This window comes from Geobacter argillaceus (assembly GCF_007830735.1).
Classification (GTDB): domain Bacteria; phylum Desulfobacterota; class Desulfuromonadia; order Geobacterales; family DSM-12255; genus Geomobilibacter; species Geomobilibacter argillaceus.
In genome coordinates, this window is the sequence record NZ_VLLN01000009.1 from 12,313 (window position 1) to 38,558 (window position 26,246).

Genomic DNA, 26,246 nt, shown 5'->3' on the forward strand with positions numbered 1-26,246 from the left:
CCTTATTTCAATTCTTTAAGATGGAAAAGGCGGTGCTTGTCGACGTACGTGGCAAAGCCCTCCGGCAAAACGAACGTGGTGGCATCTGATTCGATGATGGCCGGACCGGTGATCTCGTTACCAGGCCTGAGTTCTTCCATCTTCCAGAGCTTGGCATCGACCCACTTCTTGTGTCGGTAGAATTTACGGGTGCCGAGGAATGCGTCCTTCGGTGGGGTGGGCCCCTCTATGGGAGCTTCGGGAAGGGTGGGTTTCTGTACGGGGACGAGACCACGCATGATCGCACCAGTGATCGAGAAACCGAGTTCGGGCGAACGTGCTGAACTGGCATATACCCGCGCATAGGTTTCTTCGTAGGCCTCCACGATACGATCCCAATCCTCGGCAGTAGCCGCTTTGGTAATCGGCGAGGTGATCTCCAGGTCGTTCAGCTGCCCCATGTACTGCATGCGGAAGCCGGGCTGCAGGATCACATCTTCGGGTTTGAAACCGTTGATTTCGAACTCCTCCACGACCTTGTTCATGAGTTCCTCCCAGGCCGCCTGGAGGGTTTTGCAACCTGCGATCTTTTCTGCATCGCTACCGTTCTGCGGTATCGCAATATCCACACTCTTGTCGTAGCGATACTCAAAATCGGCGCAGGCACAACCGAAGGCCGAAAAGCCTGCCGCCCAGGCCGGTACGATGACATCCTTGAAGCCGGCCCCCTCGGTGTAGCCGTAGGTGTGTACAGGACCCGCGCCACCGTATGAGAAACAGACGAAGTCAGCCGGACTGTACCCCTTGGCGCTGATATTGGAGCGCAGGTAGTCACGCAGCTGCAGATCCAGCAACTCGATGACACCGGCAGCTGCGTCCTCGACAGAGAGCCCCAGCGGGTCGGCTACCTGCACCTTGATATGCTGCCGCGCACGCTCGACGTCCAGCTTGATGGCGCCACCCAGGAAGTTATCCGGGTTGAGATAACCAAGCACCACATGGCAGTCGGATACGCTCACCGTGTCGATTCCGCTTTCCGGCCAGCAGGTTCCGACTCGGTAGCCCGCGCTGTCCGGCCCCAATTTGATGCCGCCGCTGTAGGGATCGATGCGCACGAAGCTGCCGGCACCGGCACCCACCGAGTCCATTGCGACCAGCGGTAGCGAAAGGACCAGCCGGGCCATGTCAGGATCGGAGATAATGGAGAAGTTGCCCTTGGTGATCAGCGCCATGTCGAAGGACGTGCCACCGATATCCGAGCAGGCGATGTTCTCGTAACCCAGCACCTCGCCGAGGAGCTTCGAGCCGATCACCCCGCCGATCGGACCGGAAACGATGGTGCGCGACAGCTCTTTGGCCTTCCATGAAATGGTGCCACCGTGGGTGGCCATTACTCGCAGGTCGAACTTGGCGCCGTGCTGTTTGAAGCGGTCGCTCACTTTCTTGAGTGTCTTTCGCGAGGGCTCCGCGGCATAGGCTTCCAAAATCGTGGTATTCATTCGGTGGCTTTCCTTACGGGAAGGGTAATAATCCACCGAAGCGAACACCGGGATATCGACTCCCATCTTTGACAACTCATAGCGGCAGACATCACGGGCACGCATTTCGCTCGCCGCATTCTTGTGGGATTGGAGCAGGCAGATCACAATTGCTTTTGCGCCGGCCTGGACCAGTTCGATCGTAGCCTGGCGGACATCGTTTTCTCGCAGCGGGATGACGACCGTTCCCTGCACATCGGTCCGTTCAATTACTCCACGGGTTCGCGACAACGGCACGATCGGTTCGTCGTATCGATGCGTGTTGAGGTGGATGCGATCCTCCAGTGCGTAGCCAAGGTAGCTCTGAAGCGCACGGCCCATCGAATGCACCTGCTCGAAACCCTTGTTGCAGATCAAACCAACATCCAGCCCCTTCCTTTGCACCACCCGGTTCAGCATGGCGGTGCCGGAATAGACGCAGGTCACCAATTCGGGATAAATCTGATCCACGTTCCGTCCCCAGTGGGCAAGCGCATCCTCTGACGAGTTATAGATGGCGAGTGACTCGTCCTCCGGATTGCTCTGCGCCTTGCCGACAACGAATCTTCCGTCCTGACGCACGAAGAACGTGTCGGTCATCGTGCCCCCGGCGTCAATACCCAATACCTGTACTGGCGAGTGCTGAACTTGCATGTAATACCTCCTTGCGTGAATGATGTGCTGCTGTTGTCGATTCGTACTTTGTGAGCGGTTGTTTACGAAAAGATACTTCCCCCGATATCCACCTCCCTGTTGAGCTTTGGCATGCTGATAACCCGGCAGACTACTATTAAAAAGAACATTGTTTTGCAATAGTCACCTCATTAAGCAACCAATATGCCAGCGACATATTTACCGTTATTTTGGGAGATTAAGAGGATGTAACCGCTGTATTATACGCACAACACGACAGTCACAAACTGCCGCAAAGACAATTACTAAATTCAAATCCAACATTGTTTTGTCTTATCATTGAGACTGAGACCGTCTCAAGCCTGAGACCTTGCGACACGTGAACAGAGCGTGCCACGACATCCCAAAGCCGACAAAACCTGGAACACAAGGGCAATAGAGGATTTTGACCTGCATTTAAAGGTGAAGGGAGCCAGACTGCCCCACTGCTGGCACGGCGTCCAAGGGGACAAGAAAGTTGAGAGAAATCAGCTGATTTGAAATTTATGGCGTGACAAGCCCACCTTTGTCGGAAATTGAATAGTTAATTTGGTACGCTGTTTGTTTAATCGTTCCATGCGGCCTTGAATTTTCACTAGATGACATGGTAGACTTTCATGAAACTAACATAAACACTGTTTTAGCAAACTCCAATAAACGAGCCAGATATCACGAGGAGACATCGCATGCCGCTTGTGAACCCGTATATCACCTACCCAAAAGATCGTCGCAGGATACATAAGCTTCGGGACAGGTTTGAAGATGGGTCTATCTCCGATGACCGACTGGACCCGTATGAAAAAATGCTCGTCAGAGATTGGAGTCGCTGCAGGACACTGGGTGTTAATCCTGGCATGCGCGAAGGCATTCTTCTTCCCGAAGTCGAATACAACAGCGCCCTTGCAACCAGTCACTTCATCATCGAGAAATCCGAGCCGATTCTGAATAAGGTTTCAAATCTCCTCACGGGCGTCCCTGGCATCCTCATACTCGCTGACAGCATGGGCACCATTCTCTATGTCATTGGTGACCCGTCCGTGCGTTTGCGGGCGGCCGAAGATTCCGGGCTGGTTGAAGGAGCCAGATGGTTAGAGTCGTTTGCGGGGACCAACGGCATAGGAACTGCCATTGCCCAGAAAGAGGCAGTCCACGTATTCTCCAACGAACACTTCTGTGAAGGATGGCATCAGTGGTCATGCGCAGCAACACCAATCCTTGACCCGTTCACGGAGGAGATCCTCGGCGTCGTCGACTTTACGACCTTCGACAAGGATTACCGGGAAGACGCGATTGGCTTGACCTACTCGCTTTCCGGACATATCAAGGCAGAACTGCGCCTCCAGCTGGAGCTGGAACGGATGCAACTGATCCATAGCTTCTCGGACTACTCATCCAGGTATCCGGCTGACGGCATCGTCGTCCTGGATCGCATGGGTCGTATCGTGAGGAGTAGCCCGGGAATTGACCCGGACGCATGCGACCTGTTCCTGAGAAGCAACGGTGCCAAGGGGCAACCGAAAAAGGTGCAACAGGTCTATTTGCCCGGCACTGAGCGGGAGATCGGTTCACTCCTGGTGGTCCACCGCACGAAACCCGTTACCATTTCATTGCCGGCAGAATCGACTCAGATACACTGTGTTGCCACGTTTGGCGAGTTCGTCACTGCCAACGGGACGCTCAAACTGATCATGGAACGGGTCAGCAAGGTCATCCCCTCGGATATCAATGTGCTGCTCATTGGCGAAACCGGAACCGGGAAGGAGATTGTCGCCAACTACATTCATGCGCACAGTAAACGTCACACCGGACCTTTCGTTGCGGTCAACTGCGGAGCAATCAGCAAGGAACTCTTTGAGAGCAAATTTTTCGGCTATGAGCGTGGAGCCTTTACCGGCGCAGATCCTCGGGGCAGGAAAGGGGTCTTTGAATGCGCTGACGGTGGGACCCTCTTCCTTGATGAAGTTGGTGAGATGCCACTGGAAATCCAGGCAGCTCTTCTGCGGGTACTGGAGACGGGACGATTCAACCGCGTCGGTTCGGATAAAGAACTTGTCACAAACTGCAGGATTGTCGCAGCAACAAACCGTTCCCTGTCCGATGAGATCGCGCGGGGTACGTTCCGGGCCGACCTTTACTACCGGCTCGGGGTCGCCAAGTTCGACATCCCCCCCCTGAAAGAACGGCCTGAAGACATTCCGGTTCTCATCCAACGCACCATGGTGTCGTTATGCAGGAAACACGATCTGTCCCCAGCGGACATTTCCGAAGAGGCCATGGCACTCCTGACCGGCTACAGCTGGCCCGGGAATGGGCGCGAGGTCAGAAACGTCATCGAATCGGCCATGATCTGCGGCGGTGGTTCCATTTCCGTTCAGGACCTGCCCATGAATATCAAATACTCACAGAAGCTTCCGCAAAGGGCGGATGCGATGAGCGGCGGACAGCTAACTGGGAAACTGGGCAAGAGCCCCGACGCCACCGACTACCGGATCAATGCCAATGTCTCGCAACGAGAGGTGGACCTGATCATCGAAACGCTGGAAAGATACAAGGATATTGCCCACGCCTGCGAAGCACTCGGGGTATCCAGGGCAACGTTTTACAGAAAGTGCAAAGCCTATGGCATTGCACCCGGCGACTACATCTAGCCAGGGGCGGCAGCAATCGGCAGAATTCGTCCGATTGATGGACCAGCACTCTCCCCAGATATTCCCTTTTCCGAGGGGGTGGCATGTGTCATGAAAGCTGTCAGGAAGCATTGACCTGGTTGAAATAAATGGATACCAACGCGCCTTACTTCATAACCATAGCACAGATATCAATATTCACGCCTCGCTGGACATGGCACCCTGACAACATATACTTTTCGTTAGAGAGCTATCCCGTTGTTTAAGAACGCCAAACAAGCAGACATCAGCACCGACGAAGTCTCCGGATGGAAGCTAAATAGGATTACGCCATGCGTACAGACGATCGCCCGAAAACCAGACCGGTCAGCGAACGCAAGCGAAAAGCGGATGCGTCCCGCGAGAGTGATGCGTTACTCCGTGTCATCTTCGATCAGTCTTTTCAAATGATGGGCCTATTGAAACCCGACGGCACCGTGCTCAAGATTAACCGGACAGCATACCAATTCATAAACGGTGAGGAATCTGAGGCAATCGGCAGACTTTTCTGGGAGACCCCCTGGTGGGCACATTCGCCTGCAGAACAGGACCAGCTGCGGGAGGCAATCAAGGCAGCTGCACGGGGAAAACTCGTTCGCTTTGAAACTACCCATCAAACAACTGAGGGAAAGCTTGTCTACGTGGACGTCACCATTAAACCGGTGAAAGATGAAAAGGGAGATGTAGTTCTTCTGGTTCCGGAAGGACGCGACATCACCGACCGCAAGATGGCGGAAAATGCCCTGCGGGAAAGTGAATGGATATTCCGGGCCGTCTTTAACCAGAATTTCCAGCTGATGGGGCTATTGTCCCCTGATGGAACGATCATAAACGTCAACAGAACCGCACTGAGGCTGAGCGGCGTCAGGGAATCGGACGTCAAGGGGAAACTGTTTTGGGAAACTCCCTGGTGGGCGCACTCCAAGGAGCTGCAGGATCAAGTGCGCGAGGCGGTAAAGAAGGGTGCCCGGGGCGAGATCGTAAGTTTTGAGGCAACCCATCCGGCCGTGGATGGAGCTCTCCATCACATAGAATTCTCTCTCAAACCGGTGAAGGATGAAGAGGGAAATGTGGTCCTGCTGGTTCCGGAAGGACGCGACATTTCGGAGCGCAAGCGGGCCGAGGCAGACATCCTTCAATTGAATCAGGAGCTGGAGGCCCGCGTGATCGAGCGCACCCGGGAACTGGAACTGGCCAACAGGGAAATGGAGGCCTTTACCTATTCCGTTTCCCACGACCTGCGGGCACCTCTGCGCGCCATCGACGGTTTCAGTGTGGCCCTGCTTGAAGATTACGCGGATAAGCTTGATGAGGAGGGAAAAACCTACCTGCGCTACCTCCGGGAAGGAAGCCGCGAGATGAGCGACCTCATCGACGGGCTCCTGAACCTTTCCCGTTCAACACGTGGTGAGCTCGCTATCGAGCGGGTTGACCTCTCCTCAATGGCAGATACCATTGTCAGTGAACTGCGCAAGGCGGAAAACGACCGCCAGGTAAGCGTCCGGATTGCGCCGGGCGTGGAGGCCGTTGCCGACCGCCGCCTGCTCAGGGTCGTCATGGAAAACCTCATTGGCAACGCCTGGAAATACACGAGCCGGACCAGCGACGGCCGCATCGAGTTCAGCATCGAAACAAAGCAGGACGAAACCGTCTATCTCGTACGGGACAACGGGGCCGGCTTTGACATGGCCTATAGCGGCAAGCTCTTCCTCCCCTTCCAGCGGCTGCACAAGACCACCGAGTTTCCGGGTATCGGCATCGGACTGGCAACGGTGGAGCGGATCATTCACCGTCACGACGGGCGTATCTGGGCAAAAGGGGCAGTCGGTGCAGGCGCCACGTTCTATTTCACCCTGGGATCGAAAGGGAACATCCATGAAAAACAGCACCATACTCCTGGTGGAGGATAACCCCAAGGATGAACTGCTCACCCTGCGGGCGCTGAACAAGTGCCACGTGGCCAACGAGATCGTGGTGGTGAGGGATGGAGCCGAGGCGTTGGATTACCTGTTTGCCGAAGGCGACCATGCCAACCGGGAGGTGAGCGATCTCCCTACCCTGGTCCTGCTGGATCTCAAACTTCCCAAGGTCGACGGTCTTGAGGTCCTGCGCCGGATTCGGGCCGATGTCCGGACCAAGCTTCTGCCGGTGGTGATACTCACCTCTTCGGACGAAGAAAGGGATATCATTGCCGGTTACGAACTGGGTGCCAACAGCTACGTGCGCAAGCCGGTGGAATTCTCCGATTTCGGCGTCGCTGTCGCGGATCTCGGGCGCTACTGGCTCATCACCAATGAGCCCCCCCCGATCAAGAAAGGGAGAACGCCGTGAAAGGTACTCTCGGGGTGCTGATCATCGATGATTCAGAGCGCGACGCCCTGTTGCTGGTCAGAGCCCTGCGCAAGGAGGGGATCGAGCCTCATTCAGAGCGGGTCGATACGGCGGAGGCCATGGAGAGGGCCATGACTGCCGGCAACTGGGATCTGGCGATTTCCGACTGTCACATGCCGGAGTTCACGGTCGAGGAGGCGCTGGCGATCTGGCAACGGGAGGGACACGACCAGCCGTTCATCGTGGTATCGGGAGCCATCGGCGAGGAGGAAGCGGTATCGCTCCTGAAGGCCGGTGCCCACGATTTTGTCAAGAAGGACAACTTCGCCCGCCTGGTGCCTGCCATCGAGCGCGAACTGCGGGACTCGGCAGACCGGCATGCCCGCAGAGAGGCAGAGGATGCATTGTCCAGGAGCGAGGTGCGCCGTCTCCAGCTGCAGTCGGAACTGAACTGCGCGGCCGAAGTGCAGAGAAAACTGCTTCCCCAGGATACACTCTCACTGTCCGGATTTGAAATCGCCGCGCTCTGTATCCCGGCACGACAGGTAGGGGGAGATTTCTATGACTGGTACGAGACGATACCGGGGATTGTGACCCTGACCTTTGGCGATGTCATGGGCAAAGGGTTGGCCGCGGCCATGCTCATGACCACGGTGAGGGCCACGCTGCGCGCGGTAACGCTTCGGGTTCAGCCGTCGATTGCGGTCCAAATGGCCGAACAGTCTCTCCGTCATGACCTGAACCGTTCCGAAAGTTTTGTGACGCTGTTCCTGGGGCGGCTGAACGTCGAGGCTTCACTGATGTCCTATGTGGATTGCGGCCACGGTCTTGCATTCCTTCGGCGCCGTGACGGCAGAATTGAAGAACTGCCGCCACGCGGCCTGCCTCTGGGGGTCTCGTCCGAGGAGAATTATCAGGAGGGTGGCTGTGTCTTTGAAAGAGGGGACGCCCTCGTTCTGTACAGCGATGGAGTAATTGACGCCGAACATGAGTCGGCCATTGACAACACGGTGCTGTCAGCCCGACTGGAAGGAGCTGCCACCGCCAGGGAGATGGTTGACAGAATAGTTTCGCTGGCCCCGCAGGGCACGCCCCTGCCGGATGATCTGACCGTATTGGTAGTACTCAGACCGTAACGTTGCCGATGACTGTCAGTGCATAGTTTACGGCTGCGACAACGCACCACTCTCACCCATGTTCAGGCAGAGCGCGGCATAGATACGGGCGGCGGTGAAGATTTCGTCACGCATGACCTGTTCGTCGGGCGTATGGGCGGTCTCCAGTGAACCGGGACCGAGAATGAGCGGTTTGCAGCCTGCCGCAAAAAACAGGTTGCCGTCCGAATGGGAACGGAAGGCGTCCTGGTGCAGTTGCAGCCCCAGCCCCGGATAGATCCCCCGCAGGATTTGGGCGGCCCGGTTGTCGGTGCCGAGGCTGTAGCCGGCAGAGGCGAAGTCAAAGGAGAGTTCCAGGTCCAGCCCCGGGATGAAGCGGTCGGCACCGGCTACGAGCCGGCGGATCGACTGCTGGAGGGCGTCAGGATCCTTGTCGGGCGGAAGATGCAGGTCGATCCAGGCCTCGCACCGATCCGGGACGACGAAACCCGCCTGCGACGATCTCATCTCCCGGATGGAATAGACGATCTCCGATTGCGCCCGGTCGAACAGGGGATCGTTCCCCAGGAACAGCAGGACCCGCAGCATCGATTCCACGGCGTTATGCCCCAGCTCGGGGAGGGAGGAATGGCTTCGCCGGCCCCGGGTGACGAACCCCGCCTCCAGGTAGCCGTAATGGGCGAAGCAGGCCGCCAGCCCGGTAGGTTCGCCGATGACTACCCAGGGGGGCCGGCACTGTTCGAGGAAGGTGGCGCTGCCATCGCCGTTCTCCTCCTCCCCCACCGCCAGCAGCAGTCCGACCGAGGGGCGCTCCGCCGGGGCCAGGGCGCCGGCCATGGCCAGCCACGCCTCCACCATGGCGGCGCAGCCCCCCTTCATGTCGGCACTCCCCAACCCGTGGATGATCTCCCCGTCCTCCCGGGCACCGAATGTCTCCAGGTCCCAGGCAGGGACGGTATCCACATGGCCGACCAGGTAGAGGAGCGGTTCGCCCTCCCCCATCGTGACGCGCAGGTTGTACCGCTCCTCCTCCACCTCCTGGCGCTGCACGACGAATCCGGCCCGGCTGAGGAGTTCTTCCAGATAGAGCTGGATATCCTCTTCCTTACCGGACGGGGAGTAGATCTCGAGGAGATCGAGGAACGTTCTGCGCAGCCGGTCAGGGTCGATTGCCTGCCAGACTTTCTCCAGGCGACCGGTGGTCATGGCTTCTTCCCCGGTTTTTTCTTCGCCTTGCGGGCCAGGTTAAGGGACATGTAGACATGCTGCTGGGTATCGTTAAATCCCTGTTTCTGAAAGAAGCGGATGGCCGGCTCGTTGTCGGCGGAGGTATCGATGATGATCATCCGCACCCCCTGCTCCTTCATGCGACGTTTGATCTCCTTGAACAGCCCGCTGCCCACTCCACCCTGCTGAATGCCCGTGCGGACCCCCAGCCAGACCAGGTAGCCGTACTTCCAGGGCGAATTGTGCTTCTCCACCGTTGTCCCCAGGGCGAATCCGAGGATCTTTTCCCCAGCTTCCGCCACGAGGCAGAGTTCGCTGTCCGAATTGAAGAGGGTGGTGATCTCGTATTCATCCCAGGTTCGGTAGAGGCTTTGGGAATACTCGGCCGTAAAGACCTCCTCGCCGATATGAAAGACCTCGGGGAAATCGTCGATGGTCATGTCCCGGATGCGGAGCGTTCCGTCACCGAACGAAGCTGATTCTGTCATGCCGACACCTCACGACACCTGTATTATTCGCCATCCTGATCCCATTATACCAGGTACAGGTTATCGTACCGGCGAAACTACGATCTGAAGAGCACCATGCCTCGTATCTGAACTGTGTAGTCTCCCCAGTTTCCGGCCCCGCTCGCCTATAGCTCGTCCCGGAACTTGATCAGCAACCAAAAACAGGCGATGCCGCCACCCCCCATAAACAGGTCACGCATCCAGGGTATGGGCTGCTCCAGCATGGCGTAGATGATCGGGTCGAGTATGGCACTGGTCAGCAGGCCTGCTGCGCCCCACATAAGGAGTTTCTTCATCAGACTGGCCTCTCCGAGCTTTAGATCGCAAGTTTCACGGTTCCACGTCACCCTCATCGGCAACCGTAACTGCCGGCAACGGTTCCTCCAGGCTGATCCTACCGAGCCTGCCCGCCCGCAGCTCCCGCAGGAACGCTTCCGCAGCCCGGTTCAGGTCCACCTCGCCGCCTCCGGCCAGACACCCCAGACGGCGGCCGACGGCCACCAGCAGGTCGTGGGGGGAGCCGGGGAGCTCCTGCAGCCCGTAGCGCCCCGTCACCAGTTCGGGGTACCTCCGCAGCAGGTATTCGCCGGCAAAATAGCCAACGGACGTGCTGTCCATGGCGTTGTCCCCGATGGCACCGCTGGCGGCCAACCGGTAGGCCCCTTCCTGGTCGCTCATCTCCGGCCACAGCACCCCCGGCGTATCGTTCAGAACGATGCCGTTATGCAGGTCGATCAGCTGCGTGGTGGTGGTCACTGCCGGCCGGTCCCCCACCTTGGCCATGTTTCTCCCGGCCAGGGTGTTGATCAGGGTGGATTTGCCCACGTTGGGGATTCCCACCACCATGGCGCGAATCGGCATGCCCGGCTTGCCCCGCTTCGGCACCAGCCCCTGGCAGAGCTTGATCAGCGGCTTCGTGTCGGCGTGCTTCTTCGCCGACAGCGGGAGCGCCCGCACCCCGGACTGCAGCTCGAACTCCCGCACCCAGGCCTTGGTCACGACCTGGTCGGCCAGGTCGTGCTTGTTCAGTACCTTGATCCAGGGCTTGGTCCGCCGCAGCGCGGCCAGTTTGTGATTGGAGCTGGAAAAGGGGAGCCGGGCATCCAGCACCTCGATCACCACGTCGATCCGCTTGATCAACTCCTCGATCTGCTCCAGGGCCTTGCCCATATGTCCGGGAAACCATCGTATCGTCATCTGTTACCGTTCCTATGTTGTCTGTTGTGACACCAGAAGTGCCTTGTCTGCCCGGCTCATGGCCTTGATCCGGGTCTCTCTCCGGGCAGCGGAAGAGCGGCTGTGACCGGTTTCGAGATAGACCACCCGCAACGGCTGCCGTGCCCGGAAATACTTGGCACCCTTCCCGGCTGCATGTTGGCGGAACCGGCGGTCAATATCGGTCGTAATCCCCGTATACAGGGAGTTATCCGAACAGAGGATGATGTACACCTGCCAGTTTGACGTCATCTGTGTCTGCCCATTGTCTGCGGCTCAGTACGGGCGGAGCTGGGCGCCGGCGCCAATGTGCCAGTGGAGGTGTTTGGCAGACTGGTAGTCCCCCAGGTTGGTGTAGACGCGGCACCCGCCGTGGCGGGCCATGAGGTCGGCGGCGATCCGCCGGGCAACGCGCATCAGTTCCAGAAGCAGTTCGTTGTCCGCGTCGTCCAGGGCAAGGAGCGACTCCACATGCCGCTTGGGAAGGAGCACCACATGCTGCTCCCAAATCGGGTTGGTGTGATGGAACGCGAAGACCTGGTCGTTCTCGAAGCAGACCGGCACGCTGAGCCGGCCGCTGAGTATCTGATCACAGTAGAAATCGCAACTGGAACCGGGCATCTGGAGACCTCCTGAAGGAGTTAAATGGATAAGGGGGAGGCCGGCAGTCACTGCTGGACGATGTTGCAGCTGTTCGAGGTCGCGTCGAACACCACCTTGGCCTTCTTTTCCTGCAACTGGCGGAGGACCTGCTCGATCTTCTCGTCGAGGGTATAGCTTGTCTCGCCCACTTCCTCCCACTCACGGGTGACAAACTCGCTGACTATATTGCGCAGCGTGTCCGGCTGCAGCCGGTCCAGCGGTATCTCCACCCCCTCTTCCCGGTGATCGTTCTCCACCTGCTGCGGCATGTATGGTTCGCTCCTATTCCGGCTCTGCCATCAACAGTCGTTGTTCGCCTTACGGTTCTCCGGCATGCAGCTTCTACAGGGGATACAGTTTCTCAACCTTCAGCCGATCCTCCGCGCCTTGAAGAACCGCCCCTTGACCTTGTTGCCACGCAGGCAGGCCAGGGCCTGATCGGCGCTGGCCCGATTGATCGCCACATAGGTGTGGAAGTCGAAGACGTCGATTTTGCCGACCTCGCTCCCCGCAAGCCCTCCCTCGCCGGTCAGGGCGCCGAGGATATCGCCGGGGCGCAGCTTGTTCTTGCGCCCGCCATCGATGCAGAGCATTACCATGGGCGGCGTCAGTGCCCTGCCCGACGCCATCGGCAGCGCCGTCAGCTCCCCGCGTGGGACGGGGTCGCCCAGGGCGGTTTCGATCGCCGCCACCCGCCGCCGGTCATGGGCAGTCACCAGGCTCAAGGCCAGCCCCTGCTCGCCGGCGCGCCCGGTTCGGCCGATGCGGTGGATATGGATCTCCGGGTCGCGGGACAGCTCGAAGTTGATCACCGCTGCCAGCTCCTTGATGTCGAGCCCGCGCGCGGCCACATCGGTCGCCACCAGCACCGACGTGCAGTTGCCGGCAAAGCGCACCAGCACCTGATCGCGCTCCCGCTGCTCCAGGTCACCGTGGATGGCCAGTGCGGCAAAACCCCGCGTGACCAGGGCATCGGCCAGTTCCTGGCACTCCACCTTGGTATTGCAGAAAACCAGGGTCGATTCCGGGCGATAGTGGCCAAGTATCCGCACCACGGCCTCGGTCCGCTCCTCCGGCGCAATCTCGTAGAACAGCTGCTCTATTGCCCCTTTGTCATGCTGCTCATCGACGCTGACCTCCACCGGCTCATGCTGGAGCGTCGCGCTCAGGACGGCGATCTCCGGCGGATAGGTGGCGGAAAAAAGCAGCGTCTGCTTCCTGGCAGGGGTGGCGGCGATGAGGGCGCTGATGTCGTCCTGAAACCCCATGTCCAGCATCCGGTCGGCTTCATCCAGCACCAGCGTCTGCAACCCGGACAGGTCGAGGCTCCCCCGCCGCAGGTGATCGAGCAGGCGGCCGGGGGTGCCGACCACCACATGGGCGCCATGCTCCAGCGAACCGAGCTGGGGACCGAAGGGAACGCCGCCGCAGAGGGTCAGGATCTTGATGTTGTCGGTGAAGCGCGCCAGCCGCCGCAACTCCTTGCCGACCTGGTCGGCCAGTTCGCGGGTCGGACAGAGCACCAACGCCTGCACAACCGGACTGGTCACCACGAGACGGGTCAACAGGCCGATGCCGAAGGCGGCGGTCTTGCCGCTGCCGGTCTTGGCCTTGGCGATCACGTCCTTGCCGGCGAGAATCAGCGGCAGGCTGTGGGCCTGAATCGGCGTCATCCCGGCATACCCGAGGGAGGCCAGGTTCTTGAGCATGGGGGGCTTCAGGTGAAGCGCGGAAAATGCAGTAGTCGTCATCGGTTGCTCATGTTTGTCTGTCCGACACCCTACCCCAGACGGCGCGATTCGTCCAGGTTTCAATGGCATCAGGGGGATCGTGGAATAGTTGAACAGAATTGCCGGTTGCCGAGCCCTGTCATTTCCGCTACCATGCCGGGGCATTTTTCAATTCTCACGTAAAAGGAGTACCCATGCCTACCGCAACCGCCCGCCACATCCTCGTGGACACCGAAGCCGAATGCCTGCAGCTCAAAGCCGAAATCGAAGCCGGCGCCGATTTTGCCGACGTCGCCAAAAGGAACTCCTCCTGCCCGTCACGCATGCAGGGGGGCGATCTCGGCGCCTTTGTCCCGGGGCAGATGGTCAAGGAGTTCGACGAGGTCGTCTTCTCCGGCGAAATCAACAAGGTCCTCGGTCCGGTCAGGACCCAGTTCGGCTATCATCTGATCGAGATCACCAAACGGTGGTAACGGCAAGCGAAAGGCCACAGGAGATAACCGAACTCGACAGTGCGCTGGCGACCCTGCGTCAGGACATGAACGACGCCAAGGCCCAGTCGCAGTATTACGACATCTTTCTCAACGCAACCTTTTACGTCCCTACCCTGGATGAACAGGCCCTGGACGGAACAGCCGACACGCCGCCGGAGGGGCAGGAGCAGGTGCTGCCGTTGGTCATGGAGTCGGAGGGTAACGACTACCTGATGCTCTTCGACACGAAGGAGCGTCTGCAGGCCTGGACCCGGACCGAAGGGAGATGGGTGGAAGTGCCGGGGCACGTACTGGCAGCCACCTCCCTGCCGCCGCTCCATTGGGCACTGAATGTCGGTACCGAGCATTCCAAGCAGTTCATACCCGATGAGATCGCCTGGCTCCGGGCAGCGGTCGAGCGCTGCAACGCCGAGGCGGCCAAACAGGAGGAGTAGAGTACCCTCGCTGCTGATAAGGAAACACAGGGGGCACGTCCCACATCGGGAGGTGCCCCTTATTTTTTCAGCAGAAGCATGCCGAAGACGATGGACGCGACCAGAGACCTGTAAAGTGCGTTACGATCTGCTCCCCCGGCGACCGGTCTTGGGGGCGGGCCGCTCGGCCACCACCTTTTTCCGCCGGGGAGGAGTGGGCTTTGCCGGAGCCAGAGCCGACTTTTCCCGTTGTTTCCGTGCCTTGACCTGTACCTTGGCCAGCTTGCTTTCCTGCGCTTTGACACTCCGTTTGACCGCATACTGCGGAAACTCCGCCAGTGTCTGGCGCGGGATGGCATACGTGAGCAGCTTCTCGATTGCGGCCAGGAGCGGCTGTTCTTCCCGGCAGACCAGCGAAAGCGCCACCCCGTCCTCGCCGGCCCGGCCGGTGCGACCGATCCGATGCACGTAGTCTTCGGGGACCTGGGGCAGATCGTAATTCACCACATGGGGCAGACGCTCGATGTCGAGCCCGCGCGCCGCCACATCGGTCGCCACCAGCACGCGAAATTCTCCCCGCTTGAACTCAGCCAGGGTGCGGGTCCTGATCGACTGGCTCTTGTTGCTGTGGATGGCGGCTGCCTTGATCCCGTCGTAGAGCAGTTCTTCGGTCAGCTTGTCCGCGCCGTAGCGGGTGCGGGCAAAGACCAGCACCTGCTGCCAGTTCCCGGAGCGGATCAGGTGCGAGAGCATTTCCCGTTTGCGGCTCCGTTCCACCTGGTAGACCGCCTGGGTCACCGCGTCGGCGGCAATGTTGCTGCGCGCCACCTCGATCCGCCGCGGTTTGTCGAGCAGTTCGTCGGCGAGCTGCTTGATGCTCCGGGAATAGGTTGCCGAAAAGAGCAGGGTCTGGCGTTTGGCCGGCAGATACTCCGCCACCCTGAGGATGTCGTCGATGAACCCCAGATCGAGCATCCGGTCGGCCTCGTCCAGCACCAGGAACTTGATCCGGGAGAGGTCCACACTGCCCCGTTCCGCATGATCCAAGAGCCGCCCCGGCGTTGCCACCACGATATCGACACCGCGGTGCAGCCGCTCGATCTGGGCCTGGATGGTCACCCCGCCGTAGATCATCGTGGAGCGGAGCGACAGGCGCCGGGCATACAGGTTCATCTGTTCGCTCACCTGGGCCGCAAGTTCGCGGGTCGGCACCAGCACCAGGGCACGCGGTTTCCTCCGTTTTTCCGGGGGGATATTTTCACCCAGCCGCTGCACGATCGGCAGGGCAAAGGCAGCTGTCTTGCCGGTGCCGGTCTGGGCGCCGGCAAGCAGGTCGCACCCCTCGAATATCACCGGAATCGCCCCGGACTGGATGGGGGTTGGCGCGGTATATCCCTGGGCGGCAATCGCACTCAACAGCTCGGCGCGCAGGCCAAGAGAGTCGAAGGACATCGGTCGAACTCCTTGTGCTGATCCGGTATGGCGGACGCAGCAGTTATCGTGAAAAATAAAAACCACAGGGTTGCCCCTGTGGCTCAAATCTGCTCCCTGTATAGCACGCCGGCCCATGCGGCGGCAATGTTTTCTTTCCGTAGCCCTCCGCTCCTGGCACTCGCCTACAGGATCTCTGAAAGCAGCTTTCCGCCGACACCGATGTTGTCCCGCTCCATCTCGTTGATGAGCACGATGAATTTTTCGGCGGGAATCTGCGTCACTTCGCTGGCCTTTGCCGTCAGCTCCCTGACGAGCCCGGCCTTCTTTTCCTTGTCCAAGATACCAATATCGATCGTTATTACCGGCATGTACCTGCTCCTTTCGTTATTTACCTGTGCGTGCCCCGTACCACTACACGGTCATTGATTGTCTCAGGCTGCAGGCACCTCCAGCTTCCCGACCAGACGGGAAACAAAATCGGGAATCCCGGTTGCAAAGGTCAACCGTTTGCCGCTGACAGGATGAGTGAAAGAGATCGAGCGGGCATGCAGTGCCAGGGTGCCATAGCCATCGTTCACCTTGCCGTATTTTCGGTCCCCGACAACGGGGTGCCCCTTTTCCGATAACTGCACCCGGATCTGGTGCTTGCGGCCAGTGAGCAGGTGGATCTCCAGCAGGCTGAACCCTCTCCCCTCTTTCAGGACCGTGTACTCCGTATGGGACAACTTGCCAAGTGCCGTATCTGGAGTCGAAAAGACCGTGAAGGCACTGTTTTCAGCCAGGTAGCTGCTGATTGTCCCCGCTTTAGGCACGAGCGAACCATGTACAACCGTCAGGTAACGCTTGTCGGTCTCCTGCCAGTGCCCCTGCAGAAAGATCTTGGCCGGCTCGCTCTTGGCAAGGATCAGGATGCCGGAGGTATCGCGGTCCAGGCGATGGACGATGTAGACACGGTTTCGTGAGCGGGGATCACCCTTGCGGACATAGTCGTTGAGGATGGCATGGACCGTTCTCGACTTGTCCCGGTCCGTCCCCATCGTCAGGAGACCGGACGGTTTTTCCACCACGATGATATCCCGGTCCTCGTGGATGACCGTCACCCCTTTGGGCTGATGTTTCACAGGGGAACGTCTGGTTGCGGACATGGCAGCCGTCACAGGATGAAATCGGTGGACAGAAAGTTGGAGCGTCGTTCGCGCACGATGGCGCTGATCAGCGACTTGTTGCTCTCATTATCCTTGGCCGCCACCAGGGTGCGGATGGAGAAGGCGCGCAGGGCATCGGAGACGGACAGGGTACCCACCGCCGAGTCCTTGCGGCCGGTGAAGGGAAACACGTCGGGGCCGCGCTGGCACTGGCTGTTGATATTGACCCGGCAGACCTGATTCACCAGCGGATCGATCAACGCCGCCAGCGACGCGGTGTCCTGACCGAAAAGGCTGACCTGCTGGCCGTAGCACGAATCCACCATGTAGCGGATCGGGGTTTCGATATCCCGGAACGGAAGCACCGGCACAATGGGCCCGAATTGCTCTTCGTGGTACAGGCGCATCTGCTCGGTCACCGGATAGACCACGGCAGGCTGGAAGAAGCTGGCATTGACCGTCCCGCCACCTTCGTTGACAACGGCGGCCCCATGGGCGACAGCGTCGTCAAGCAGCCCGGTCAGATAGTCCGTCTTGTCCGGCTCCGGCAACGGGGTGATGAACACGCCATCGTCCCATGGCATGCCGCATTTCAGCCCGGCAATGCTCTCGGTAAAGCGGCGCAGGAACTCCTCGGCCACGGCTTCGTGGACAAAGATCATCTTCAGGGCCGTACAGCGCTGGCCGTTGAACGACAGGCTGCCGGCGAGACATTCGGCCACCGCAAGATCCAAGTCGGCATCGGGCAGGATGATGGCCGGGTTCTTGGCTTCCAGGCCGAGGGTGACCCGCAGCCGGTGCGGCCGGGGATGGGCCTTCTGCAGGATATCGGCAGCCTTGCTGGTGCCGATGAAGGCAAGCAGGTCGATCTTTCCGGATGCCATGAGCGGCGGGGTAATGGTTCGACCAGCACCGTAGAGCGTGTTCACCACGCCGGGCGGGAAGGCCTCGCCAAAGGCCTTCAGAAGCGGCTGGAACAGGAGCACCCCATGGCGCGGCGGCTTGACCACTGCGGTATTCCCCATGATCAGTGCCGGAATCAGGGTGGTGAAGGTCTCGTTGAGCGGGTAGTTGTACGGCCCCATGCTCAAGGTGACCCCCAGCGGCGCCCGGCGGATCTGGCCGATGATCCCCTGTTCGATGACAAAGCGCGACGACACCCGGTCCAGTTCCTTGAGGGCGTCGATGGTATCGGTGATGTAATCCAGGGTCCGGTCGAACTCCTTGCGGGAGTCGGCCAGGCTCTTACCTATCTCCCACATCAGGAGCCTGACTACCTCCTCACGCTGCGCCTTCATGATCCAGGCAAAGGTCTGGACATGGTCGATCCGCTGCCGCACCGGCATGGTGGGCCACCGGCCGCGGCCATGGTCATAGGCCCGCACGGCGGCATCCAGGGCGGCAAGCGCTTCGCCCTCCCCCATCAGGGGGAAGCTGCCGACCACCACACGCTCAGGCCCGTCGGGCGTGGGGCGGCAAACCGGCGACAGCACCTCCTGCACCGGTCCGGACCAGTGGCACAGGCGGCCGTCCAGCAGGTACTCGGTCTGGTTGATCGGTCCCGGCAGACGAAATTCTGCCGGGATCGCCTCTTCTGCCGGAAATATACTGGCCAGCGATGCACTCATTGACACGGCGGTTTCCTCCTGTCGAGCGGGCTTAGACAGCCGGATATGAAGTCCTGGGAGGTTGCATGCAGGAAACAGTGATCAGTGTATCGTTACCTCGCTGATTGGCAAGGCGGATGGGTGGGGGAGAAGGGTGAAGTCAACAAACTCCATTACGTCGAGGCAAGGTCAAATGAGGATGCGGCACGGGAAGCCTGGTCGTAGCTGCCGGAAATGTTCCGCAGGAATTTGGCGATACTCCCCAACGTCTTCGCCTCGTCTTCACTCTTTGTAAAACTCCCGATGAGACAGGTATCGCGTACGGACTTATAGCGATTGCAGAGATCAGAGCCTTTTGGGGTGGCGGAATAATACATCTCCTTCCCCTTCTTGGCCCCGCTGACAAGGTCGGCGGCAACGAGCTTCTTGATCGAATAGGTGGCGAGATGCGTATCTTCGATATTCAGGATGAAGCAGACGTCAGCCAGACGCTTCTGCTTTCCGCGGTGATTGATATGATGCAGTATCAGGATATCCAGCGGTGCCATATCCTTTGCCCCGGCCGCATTCATACAGCGGATCATCCATCGTTCGAAGGCATGATAGGCAATGATCAGACCGAATTCGAATTCTGACGATTCCGGATAGGAGGTGGCAAGATGGGCAGACGTGACAATGCGCAGAGTATCGTCTACTCCGGAAGATGATTCTTGTGCTCCCTCTGCCGAGGGATGATCGATTGGCATGGCAAGCCTCTTGGTAGACTGAAATGGCGTGAATGAAGTGATATGTATCGCAGTTGACCATAAATGTCCATGGGGTTTAGCCGGGGGCAACAGGCTAGGAATGCGATGACTCCTCTTCGGCCGGCTCCACGATGCACAGCTGGTCGCCGGCAAAAACCGGCACCCCCTCCCTGGCGGCCAGGGAACTGATGATCCCGGCCATGGGTGCCTTGATCTCGTTTTCCATCTTCATGGCCTCCAGGATGATGACTGTCTGCCCCACTCCCACCCGGTCGCCCTCGTTTACCAGCACCTTCCAGACATTGCCGGCCATGGGCGCCCTGATTTCCTGCCGTCCGGAAAGACCGCCGACTGACTTCAGGGCAAGCCTCTGCTTCTTTTCATCGACCAGTTCGATCTCGAAGTGGTCGCCGTTGATATCGACCATGAACAGGTCGCTGCGCTCGTCCACATCGATATCCACCTCATAGGAACGGCCGTCGAGGATCAGTGAATAGAGGTTCGGCTGGGGTTCCCGGAAGTCCACCAGGTATGCAGTATCGCCCGCCTCGACCCGGTACCGGCCGGGAGCGGTTTCCACGACCCTGACCCTGGACTTTTCACCATTGCATATAGCCACGTATGTCATAGACGTACTCCCCGTCCCTTCATCTCGTCCCCCTCAGGCTCATCCGCCACGGATTGCCTCCCCTGTCGGAACCGGCGCTCCCAACGATCCCCCTGGCCCGCTCCCGGTCGCGCCGGAAGGCCTTGATGGCTGCCGCCACCAGGGCGATATGCTCTTCGGGCCTGGCCCGGTTTGCATCCTCAGCGGGAAAGGTCGTCTCGATGAAGGTGGTATCGAACTCCCCGCTCAGGAAATGGGCGTTGCGCATCACCCTGCGGTGAAAAGGGATGGTCGTCTTGATCCCCTTGACCACGTACTCGGAAAGCGCGCGCCGGACCCGTCCGATGCAGCGTTCGCGGGAGTTCCCCCACACCACCAGCTTGGACAGCAGGGAGTCGTAATGAATGGGGACCTCCATCCCCTCGTACATGCCCGACTCGTCCCGGACCCAGGGGCCGCCCGGGACACGCAGGCCGCTGATCCTGCCCGACGTTGAGATGAAGTTGTGGTCCGGGTCCTCGGCGAAGATGCGGCATTCGATGGCATGGCCGCTCATGCTGACCTCTTTCTGGGTCAGGGTAAGCCTGTGGCCTGCCGCGATGCGGATCATCTCCTTGCAGAGGTCTATGCCTACCACCATCTCCGTCACCGGATGTTCGACCTGCAGGCGGGTATTCATCTCCAGGAAATAGAACTCACCGGTGACGCCTGAAACGACGAACTCCACGGTTCCCACCGAGTCGTAATTCACCGACCGTGCTGCAGCCACCGCCGCCTCCCCCATCCGCCGCCTGAGCTCCGGGTCGACAAAAGGCGAAGGGGCCTCTTCGATCAGTTTCTGGTGCCGGCGCTGGATGGAACACTCGCGCTCCCCGCAGTGGATGATGTTTCCATGCCGGTCCCCAAGGATCTGGACCTCGATGTGGCGCGGACTGACGATGAACTTCTCAAGGTAGACGGCGTCGCTGCCGAAGGCCTTCAGCGCCTCTGACCTGACCAGCGTGAAGGCATCGGGCAACTCCTCGGGACGGTCGATCCTGCGCATCCCCTTGCCGCCAACACCACAGGCGGCCTTGAGCACGACCGGGTACCCGATCTCCGCGGCCATCTCCAGGGCCTGGGCTATAGAGGCAAGGTTTTCCTTCATCCCCGGCACGAGCGGCACCCCCATCTCGTCCACCGCCACGCGGGCATTGGTTTTATTGCCCATCACCCGGATGGCGTGGGGGTTCGGACCGACGAAGGTCACCCCCTCCTGCTCGCAACGCTCGGCCAGCTCGACGCTTTCCGAGAGGAAGCCATAGCCGGGATGGATTGCGTCGCAGCCGGCCTGCCGGGCGACCTCCAGGATGCTGTCGATCACCAGGTAGGAACGGTTGGGCTCGGGCGGGCCGATACAGTAGGCCTCGTCTGCCATCCTGACATGGAGTGCGGCCCGGTCTGCCTCGGAATAGACCGCCACGGTCGGGATCTCCAGTTCCCGGCAGGCCCTGATGATACGGATCGCAATCTCGCCCCTGTTGGCAACGAGCATCTTCTTGAACATGCAGAGACTCCTTTTCGCTATGCCGCCAGACTGTCAGAGCGGGATGTTGCCGTGTTTGCGGGGCGGATTGCTGTCCCGCTTGTTGCGGCACATCTCCAGGGCGCGGATCAGCTTCGGCCTGGTGCATACCGGATCGATGACCTCGTCCACATACCCCAGCTCCGCTGCGTTGTAGGGATTGGCGAATTTTTCGCGGTAGTCGGCCACCAGCGCCTGGCGGTGCCCGTCGCTGTTGCCGTTTCTGGCCATCTCGGCCCGGTGGATGATGCTGACCGCGCCTTCCGGCCCCATTACCGCGATCTCGGCGGCAGGAAAGGCCATGGAATAGTCACCGCGTATGTGGCGGGAGTTCATGACGCAGTATGCCCCGCCATACGCCTTGCGGGTGATCACCGTGATCTTCGGCACCGTTGCCTCGGCCATGGCATAAAGCAGCTTGGCGCCATGGCGGATGATCCCCCCCAACTCCTGGTTCACGCCGGGGAGAAAGCCGGGCACATCCTCGAAGATCACCAGCGGGATATTGAATGCATCGCAGAAGCGCACGAACCTGGCCCCCTTGATGGAAGCGTCCACGTCCAGGGCGCCGGCCAGGACATTCGGCTGGTTGGCCACGATTCCCACCGGCCGGCCATTCAGTCGGGCAAAACAGATTACCAGGTTCCTGGCGAAGTGTTCGTGCACCTCGAACAGGTGGCTGTCATCCACCACCGCCCGGATGACCTCCTTCATGTCGTAGGGGATGTTGGGATTGTCCGGCACGATATGCTTGAGAGACACCTCGCAGCGCTGCAGATCGTCCGTGCACTCCTTCAGGGGAGGCTCCTCCATGTTGTTGAGCGGCATGAACGACAGGAGTTCCCGAATCTGGAGCAGGCACTCCTCATCGTCCGCTCCGGCAAACTGCGCACAGCCGGAGATGGAGTTGTGGGTCATTGCCCCCCCAAGTTCCTCCTTGGACACCTCTTCGTGGGTGACCGTGCGGATCACTTCGGGACCGGTAATGAACATGTAGGAACTGTTCTTGACCATGCATATGAAATCGGTAATGGCAGGGGAATAGACCGCTCCCCCCGCACAGGGCCCCATGATCGCCGAAATCTGGGGGATCACGCCAGAGGCCTGGACGTTGCGCAGAAAGATGTCGGCATAGCCGGCCAGGGACTGGACCCCCTCCTGGATGCGCGCCCCGCCGGAGTCGTTGAGACCGATCACCGGCGCCCCGTTCTTCAGAGCCATGTCCATTATCTTGACGATCTTTGCCGCATGGGTCTCGGAGAGCGAACCGCCGAACACCGTGAAATCCTGGGCAAAGAGATATACCAGGCGGTTCTCGATCGTTCCGAAGCCGCAGACTACCCCGTCGCCAGGAATCTTCTCCTGGTCCATGCCGAAGCTGGTGCAGCGGTGGACCACGAACCTGTCGATCTCGGTGAAGCTCCCCTCGTCCAGCAGGATGGCAATCCTCTCCCGGGCCGTGAGCCGCCCCGAGGCGTGATGCTTCTCGATTCGGGCGGCTCCCCCGCCCATCTCGGTCGCCTCGGACCTCTCCTTCAGAACTCTCAGCTTTGCTTCGATACCCATTTCCACCCTCCTGTCAAAGGGAACTTCGTGCGTTGTGAAATCTGCGCCGAACAATCGGCGAGATCGCTCTGTTCAGGCAGCCAGGCTCTGTTCCAGGTGTACCTTCAGCATGGCCACGAATTCCGCCTCCCGGTTGCCCCGGTAGACCAGTGACGATGCTATCTGGCCGGCGAGAATCGCGTAACGGTATTTGGCCGGCAGCTGCCGTAACCGCTGGCGATAGCGGCGATTCTCCCGAAGAAGCCTGGGCAGATGGTCCTCGATGGCCCGTACGAACAGGGCCTCTTCACACACTGCGGGATGGTTCTGGAAGTAGCCGAAAAGCCTGGCGTAGTGTGCGTTGATCTCCTGGCTGATGGCTGCGGAGATGTCCGTACAGAGCAGAGTATTGCCCGACTCGGTCCGGCGCCTGAAGATGAGCCGTGCCTCCTCCTCTGCCCGCTGTTCAAGGATATCCAGCACATCCGCTACATACCGCTCCTTGATCTCCAGGAACTCCTTCTCGCTCATGAGCAGATTGGCGATGATCTCAAAGGAGGAGGAGATGACCCCGCACTTGTTGGCCGAGGCGTCGCGCAGGATGAGTATCCCCCTGCGCTGGAGCTCGAGCCTGGCGGCGGGGGTGAAGAAGGAGTTGGCCCCTTCGACCACGGCCCGCACCTTCGGACTGCCGTCCGGCCTGAGGAAACAGTGCCAGTTGTTCTCGGCGACCGTTTCCGGCCGGCCGCCGGCAGGTATGAACAGGTCGGCTTCCACATTGAAGATGAGCTCGCTCCACTCCCGGTTGAACTCGTCCAGCGTGATCCATTCCTCCACCATTCCGTCCGGCGTGCGGGTCACCTTTCTGTGCAGCTCCCGCAGCCCTTCGGTGCGCCGCTGGTTCCGGTAGAGCAGATACCCCCCCTCATGCAGCGCCTGTGAATCGAAGCATTCCAGGTCCTGGCTGAGCACAATCCGTTGCAGGGCGGCATGGTCCGCCCCGAGCGGATCGCAGAGGGCGGCACTGCCGTCCATGATCAGGCGGATCTCCGCCCGCGGGCATCGCTCCAGCATCAGACGCATGGCGTTGCCGGCCACGTCGCCGTTGGGGCCTCCGGTGAAGAGGACACTGAAGGGGCCATGACGAATATCGATGCCGAGCTCGGCCATGGCGATTTCGGCGAATTTGACGACTCCGGTGGAGGTGACCCCGTACTCCTTGTGATTGATCCCCGCCTTCTTGCTGGAGATGACCCCGATGCCGAGCAGATACCCCCGCCGTACCGATTCCCGGGCCACCAGTTCCACCATGGTGTCGTGCATGTTTTCATCGGGCCCGAGCTCGATCGGCTCGTCTTCACCGTAATAGTCGATCACCCGCGGGTCCCTGGCCCGGCCGTCCCTGGTGACGAAGATGTCGAAAAAGGCATTGATGAAACCGTACTGAAGCTTGTAAAGGCGACGGGTAACCAGGTCGTGGTCGGCCAGGTCGGCGGCGTCGAGCACCACCACCATTTTGGAGCCCCCTTCGTAGATGTCCTTGTTCTTCAGGTGCTGGGTGTGGGCAAGAACGTAGTTCTCGCGGAAGAGGGTCGCTGCGGTGGTGACGTAGTCGTCCCACCCCTTGGTAAGGATCGTGCGCCAGCCGCCGCGGGCAATGTCGGAAAAACCGATGTGGTAACCGGCACCATGGCGGCCGAAAAAGAAGGTGATCCTAAAGGGTCGTTCGGCCGGCAGGTCGGCGATGAATTCAGTGCCCAGCTTCTCCAGGTAGGACGGATCCAGGCGAAAGGCCAGGGCATGCTTTTCTGCCACGAAGAAATTGGTCTTGAGGGTGTGGGTGATCAGGCAGAGCGCGCACCTGAATACCGTTCGCCGGATCTCGTCCAAGTGCCGGTGGCCCGTGTTGTAGTCGGCGAGCGCCTGCTCCGCCTCGGCCAGGGCCTCTTCGTAACAGGCCTGGCACTCCTCCTTGCGGGGATCGAAGCGGAGCATGAACAGACGGATCAGCTGCAGGGTCGTATCGGGGTGGCTGAGGAAGGCCCGGGTGACATCCTCGAATCCGAACCGGTCAGGCTGGTTATGGGCCAGATTGGTATGGCAGAAGCTTATGAAGGCGTTTACCAGGGAGGCCTCCTCGCCGGTCGTCACCCCATCGGCCACGAACTCGCGGTAGGCCTGGGTCGAGGAGGAGAGTATCTGGGTGTTGTAGAGTTCCACCTTCAGACGCTCGTACAGGTTGGCCCCCTTCTCCACCAGGGCTGCATCACGGCTGCGGACGTAAAAGGTGCCCAGGAAGTAGGGGTGGATGCCGTTGCTGATGGTCAGGCAGAACGCCCTCCTGACGCCGATCTCCAGCCGGTTGAAAACTTCCATGATCTGCACCAGGAAATCGGCCTGCGGCGGATTGCCCACCGCGAACATGACCCGGTACTCCCCCTGCCCCAGGTACTCCTCGGTCGGCTCGACGTCGAAGTAGATCCCCCCTTGGCGGGAACTCTGCTGGTACATCCAGAGCACCTGGGCGATCCGCTTGGCAGGGGATATGCGTACGTAGTTTTCATTGTTGAGCCAGAGAAGGGCCAGGATCCGGTTAAGGTCGCGCAGATCGAAGGCGGGATACGTCTCCCTCATGGCTGCCGTTACGTCGCCCTTGATTCGATCCGGAATCCGCACCGGGGAGGCATCGGAGATTTCATGATTGCAGCGTCGGTCAAACTCGAAACGCTGCAGCTCCAGCCCTTCCGTCAGTCCGGGCAACGGCTCGTGGGACTGGATGAACTGGGCATAGGATATCTCCCGTTCCTTCAGGTTCTTCATGGTGTCGTACAGCGATCCGGGCATGTTGCGACGGGCCAGGATCAGTCGCCGCTCGTTGTCGGCCAGTATCAGCCGCTCCTCCGTCGCCAGCGAGTTCAGCCGTATGGCCAGGGCCGCAACCGCATCAGGCTCGTCCTGCATGGTGATCGCGAAATAGAGGGGCATGGCATCGTTCAGCCACGTGAGGTTTCTGACCGCATCCCGGCAGTTGGCGTCGATCTCCCGCTGGACCTTCTGCTGGAGATGTGTTCTTGCGGCGTCGAACATC

Annotated in this window: 24 protein-coding genes; 6 read left to right on the forward strand and 18 right to left on the reverse strand. The window is 59.9% G+C overall.

Features of this window, described 5'->3' with window-relative positions; genetic code table 11:
* Positions 1 to 2: 2 nt before the first annotated feature.
* Positions 3 to 2,150 carry a hydantoinase/oxoprolinase family protein gene (locus JN12_RS08765; protein WP_145021327.1) on the reverse strand — a complete coding sequence of 716 codons (2,148 nt, stop codon included), beginning with the start codon at positions 2,148 to 2,150 and terminating at the stop codon, positions 3 to 5.
* A gap of 872 nt (positions 2,151 to 3,022) precedes the next feature.
* On the opposite strand from JN12_RS08765, the gene JN12_RS08770 reads away from it, so the two are divergent.
* The 4 genes from JN12_RS08770 (at position 3,023) to JN12_RS08785 (ending at position 8,301) form a co-directional block, all read left to right on the forward strand.
* The gene (locus tag JN12_RS08770) at positions 3,023 to 4,816 is read left to right on the forward strand and encodes a sigma-54-dependent Fis family transcriptional regulator (protein WP_170241874.1); all 1,794 of its coding nucleotides are present in this window, start codon (positions 3,023 to 3,025) and stop codon (positions 4,814 to 4,816) included.
* 311 nt (positions 4,817 to 5,127) lie between these two features.
* Complete coding sequence (locus JN12_RS08775; protein ID WP_145021333.1) at positions 5,128 to 6,744, forward strand: sensor histidine kinase; 1,617 nt, start codon at positions 5,128 to 5,130, stop codon at positions 6,742 to 6,744.
* Positions 6,710 to 7,165: a response regulator gene (locus JN12_RS08780; RefSeq protein WP_145021336.1), complete on the forward strand. Its 456-nt coding sequence runs from the start codon at positions 6,710 to 6,712 to the stop codon at positions 7,163 to 7,165. The genes JN12_RS08775 and JN12_RS08780 overlap by 35 nt, the downstream gene beginning before the upstream one ends.
* Positions 7,162 to 8,301, forward strand: coding sequence for a PP2C family protein-serine/threonine phosphatase (locus JN12_RS08785; RefSeq protein ID WP_145021339.1), 1,140 nt, complete (start codon positions 7,162 to 7,164; stop codon positions 8,299 to 8,301). The genes JN12_RS08780 and JN12_RS08785 overlap by 4 nt, the downstream gene beginning before the upstream one ends.
* A gap of 27 nt (positions 8,302 to 8,328) precedes the next feature.
* Here JN12_RS08785 and JN12_RS08790 read toward each other — a convergent pair whose 3' ends face one another.
* From JN12_RS08790 to dbpA, 8 genes are all read right to left on the reverse strand, one after another.
* Positions 8,329 to 9,486, reverse strand: coding sequence for a M20 family metallopeptidase (locus JN12_RS08790; protein ID WP_145021342.1), 1,158 nt, complete (start codon positions 9,484 to 9,486; stop codon positions 8,329 to 8,331).
* Complete coding sequence (locus JN12_RS08795; protein ID WP_145021346.1) at positions 9,483 to 9,995, reverse strand: GNAT family N-acetyltransferase; 513 nt, start codon at positions 9,993 to 9,995, stop codon at positions 9,483 to 9,485. Before JN12_RS08795 ends, JN12_RS08790 begins: the two co-directional genes overlap by 4 nt.
* A gap of 146 nt (positions 9,996 to 10,141) precedes the next feature.
* A complete protein-coding gene (locus JN12_RS20455) occupies positions 10,142 to 10,312 on the reverse strand; it encodes a hypothetical protein (RefSeq protein ID WP_170241875.1) in 171 nt (56 codons plus the stop codon).
* Between the two features lie 34 nt (positions 10,313 to 10,346).
* Positions 10,347 to 11,213 (reverse strand): ribosome biogenesis GTPase YlqF, encoded by an 867-nt coding sequence (ylqF, locus tag JN12_RS08800; protein ID WP_145021349.1) that lies wholly within the window; start codon positions 11,211 to 11,213, stop codon positions 10,347 to 10,349.
* A gap of 12 nt (positions 11,214 to 11,225) precedes the next feature.
* On the reverse strand, positions 11,226 to 11,483 hold the full coding sequence (locus tag JN12_RS08805) for a GIY-YIG nuclease family protein (protein ID WP_145021352.1): 258 nt from the start codon (positions 11,481 to 11,483) through the stop codon (positions 11,226 to 11,228).
* Between the two features lie 24 nt (positions 11,484 to 11,507).
* Positions 11,508 to 11,852, reverse strand: coding sequence for an HIT domain-containing protein (locus JN12_RS08810; protein ID WP_145021355.1), 345 nt, complete (start codon positions 11,850 to 11,852; stop codon positions 11,508 to 11,510).
* Between the two features lie 47 nt (positions 11,853 to 11,899).
* Positions 11,900 to 12,142 (reverse strand): YheU family protein, encoded by a 243-nt coding sequence (locus tag JN12_RS08815; RefSeq protein WP_145021358.1) that lies wholly within the window; start codon positions 12,140 to 12,142, stop codon positions 11,900 to 11,902.
* A gap of 99 nt (positions 12,143 to 12,241) precedes the next feature.
* Positions 12,242 to 13,624 carry an ATP-dependent RNA helicase DbpA gene (gene dbpA, locus JN12_RS08820; RefSeq protein ID WP_145021361.1) on the reverse strand — a complete coding sequence of 461 codons (1,383 nt, stop codon included), beginning with the start codon at positions 13,622 to 13,624 and terminating at the stop codon, positions 12,242 to 12,244.
* Positions 13,625 to 13,797: 173 nt separating this feature from the next.
* Here dbpA and JN12_RS08825 point away from each other — a divergent pair, with 173 nt between their 5' ends.
* Together JN12_RS08825 and JN12_RS08830 are read left to right on the forward strand one after the other, a co-directional pair.
* Entirely contained in the window at positions 13,798 to 14,076 is a 279-nt protein-coding gene (locus tag JN12_RS08825) for a peptidylprolyl isomerase (protein ID WP_145021364.1), read from the forward strand.
* Between the two features lie 23 nt (positions 14,077 to 14,099).
* Positions 14,100 to 14,531: an SseB family protein gene (locus JN12_RS08830; protein ID WP_145021646.1), complete on the forward strand. Its 432-nt coding sequence runs from the start codon at positions 14,100 to 14,102 to the stop codon at positions 14,529 to 14,531.
* A 120-nt stretch (positions 14,532 to 14,651) separates the two neighbouring features.
* On the opposite strand, the gene JN12_RS08835 is transcribed toward JN12_RS08830, so the two are convergent.
* The 9 genes from JN12_RS08835 to JN12_RS08875 all read right to left on the reverse strand — a co-directional run bounded on the left by JN12_RS08835 (position 14,652) and on the right by JN12_RS08875 (position 26,245).
* The gene (locus tag JN12_RS08835) at positions 14,652 to 15,962 is read right to left on the reverse strand and encodes a DEAD/DEAH box helicase (protein ID WP_145021366.1); all 1,311 of its coding nucleotides are present in this window, start codon (positions 15,960 to 15,962) and stop codon (positions 14,652 to 14,654) included.
* Between the two features lie 164 nt (positions 15,963 to 16,126).
* Positions 16,127 to 16,312 (reverse strand): 4-oxalocrotonate tautomerase DmpI, encoded by a 186-nt coding sequence (dmpI, locus tag JN12_RS08840; RefSeq protein WP_145021369.1) that lies wholly within the window; start codon positions 16,310 to 16,312, stop codon positions 16,127 to 16,129.
* Positions 16,313 to 16,375: 63 nt separating this feature from the next.
* Positions 16,376 to 17,065 (reverse strand): RluA family pseudouridine synthase, encoded by a 690-nt coding sequence (locus tag JN12_RS08845; protein WP_246125806.1) that lies wholly within the window; start codon positions 17,063 to 17,065, stop codon positions 16,376 to 16,378.
* Between the two features lie 32 nt (positions 17,066 to 17,097).
* Positions 17,098 to 18,717, reverse strand: coding sequence for an NADP-dependent glyceraldehyde-3-phosphate dehydrogenase (locus tag JN12_RS08850; protein ID WP_211360523.1), 1,620 nt, complete (start codon positions 18,715 to 18,717; stop codon positions 17,098 to 17,100).
* Between the two features lie 152 nt (positions 18,718 to 18,869).
* Positions 18,870 to 19,442 carry a winged helix DNA-binding protein gene (locus JN12_RS08855; RefSeq protein WP_145021378.1) on the reverse strand — a complete coding sequence of 191 codons (573 nt, stop codon included), beginning with the start codon at positions 19,440 to 19,442 and terminating at the stop codon, positions 18,870 to 18,872.
* Between the two features lie 94 nt (positions 19,443 to 19,536).
* The gene (locus tag JN12_RS21005) at positions 19,537 to 20,070 is read right to left on the reverse strand and encodes a biotin/lipoyl-containing protein (RefSeq protein ID WP_145021380.1); all 534 of its coding nucleotides are present in this window, start codon (positions 20,068 to 20,070) and stop codon (positions 19,537 to 19,539) included.
* A 19-nt stretch (positions 20,071 to 20,089) separates the two neighbouring features.
* Entirely contained in the window at positions 20,090 to 21,595 is a 1,506-nt protein-coding gene (gene accC / locus JN12_RS08865; RefSeq protein WP_145021383.1) for an acetyl-CoA carboxylase biotin carboxylase subunit, read from the reverse strand.
* Between the two features lie 33 nt (positions 21,596 to 21,628).
* Complete coding sequence (locus JN12_RS08870; RefSeq protein ID WP_145021386.1) at positions 21,629 to 23,179, reverse strand: acyl-CoA carboxylase subunit beta; 1,551 nt, start codon at positions 23,177 to 23,179, stop codon at positions 21,629 to 21,631.
* Between the two features lie 72 nt (positions 23,180 to 23,251).
* On the reverse strand, positions 23,252 to 26,245 hold the full coding sequence (locus tag JN12_RS08875; RefSeq protein WP_145021389.1) for an NAD-glutamate dehydrogenase domain-containing protein: 2,994 nt from the start codon (positions 26,243 to 26,245) through the stop codon (positions 23,252 to 23,254).
* Position 26,246: the final 1 nt, after the last annotated feature.

What these genes read in the sequence shown, in the direction of transcription:
- JN12_RS08765 (WP_145021327.1), bottom strand. Translation starts at nt 2,150, where the DNA reads ATGCAAGTTCAGCACTCGCCAGTACAGGTATTGGGTATTGACGCCGGG.
- JN12_RS08770 (WP_170241874.1), top strand. Translation starts at nt 3,023, where the DNA reads ATGCGCGAAGGCATTCTTCTTCCCGAAGTCGAATACAACAGCGCCCTT.
- JN12_RS08775 (WP_145021333.1), top strand. Translation starts at nt 5,128, where the DNA reads ATGCGTACAGACGATCGCCCGAAAACCAGACCGGTCAGCGAACGCAAG.
- JN12_RS08780 (WP_145021336.1), top strand. Translation starts at nt 6,710, where the DNA reads ATGAAAAACAGCACCATACTCCTGGTGGAGGATAACCCCAAGGATGAA.
- JN12_RS08790 (WP_145021342.1), bottom strand. Translation starts at nt 9,486, where the DNA reads ATGACCACCGGTCGCCTGGAGAAAGTCTGGCAGGCAATCGACCCTGAC.
- JN12_RS08795 (WP_145021346.1), bottom strand. Translation starts at nt 9,995, where the DNA reads ATGACAGAATCAGCTTCGTTCGGTGACGGAACGCTCCGCATCCGGGAC.
- JN12_RS20455 (WP_170241875.1), bottom strand. Translation starts at nt 10,312, where the DNA reads ATGAAGAAACTCCTTATGTGGGGCGCAGCAGGCCTGCTGACCAGTGCC.
- ylqF (WP_145021349.1), bottom strand. Translation starts at nt 11,213, where the DNA reads ATGACGATACGATGGTTTCCCGGACATATGGGCAAGGCCCTGGAGCAG.
- JN12_RS08805 (WP_145021352.1), bottom strand. Translation starts at nt 11,483, where the DNA reads ATGACGTCAAACTGGCAGGTGTACATCATCCTCTGTTCGGATAACTCC.
- JN12_RS08810 (WP_145021355.1), bottom strand. Translation starts at nt 11,852, where the DNA reads ATGCCCGGTTCCAGTTGCGATTTCTACTGTGATCAGATACTCAGCGGC.
- JN12_RS08815 (WP_145021358.1), bottom strand. Translation starts at nt 12,142, where the DNA reads ATGCCGCAGCAGGTGGAGAACGATCACCGGGAAGAGGGGGTGGAGATA.
- dbpA (WP_145021361.1), bottom strand. Translation starts at nt 13,624, where the DNA reads ATGACGACTACTGCATTTTCCGCGCTTCACCTGAAGCCCCCCATGCTC.
- JN12_RS08825 (WP_145021364.1), top strand. Translation starts at nt 13,798, where the DNA reads ATGCCTACCGCAACCGCCCGCCACATCCTCGTGGACACCGAAGCCGAA.
- JN12_RS08835 (WP_145021366.1), bottom strand. Translation starts at nt 15,962, where the DNA reads ATGTCCTTCGACTCTCTTGGCCTGCGCGCCGAGCTGTTGAGTGCGATT.
- dmpI (WP_145021369.1), bottom strand. Translation starts at nt 16,312, where the DNA reads ATGCCGGTAATAACGATCGATATTGGTATCTTGGACAAGGAAAAGAAG.
- JN12_RS08850 (WP_211360523.1), bottom strand. Translation starts at nt 18,717, where the DNA reads ATGAGTGCATCGCTGGCCAGTATATTTCCGGCAGAAGAGGCGATCCCG.
- JN12_RS08855 (WP_145021378.1), bottom strand. Translation starts at nt 19,442, where the DNA reads ATGCCAATCGATCATCCCTCGGCAGAGGGAGCACAAGAATCATCTTCC.
- JN12_RS21005 (WP_145021380.1), bottom strand. Translation starts at nt 20,070, where the DNA reads ATGACATACGTGGCTATATGCAATGGTGAAAAGTCCAGGGTCAGGGTC.
- accC (WP_145021383.1), bottom strand. Translation starts at nt 21,595, where the DNA reads ATGTTCAAGAAGATGCTCGTTGCCAACAGGGGCGAGATTGCGATCCGT.
- JN12_RS08870 (WP_145021386.1), bottom strand. Translation starts at nt 23,179, where the DNA reads ATGGGTATCGAAGCAAAGCTGAGAGTTCTGAAGGAGAGGTCCGAGGCG.
- JN12_RS08875 (WP_145021389.1), bottom strand. Translation starts at nt 26,245, where the DNA reads ATGTTCGACGCCGCAAGAACACATCTCCAGCAGAAGGTCCAGCGGGAG.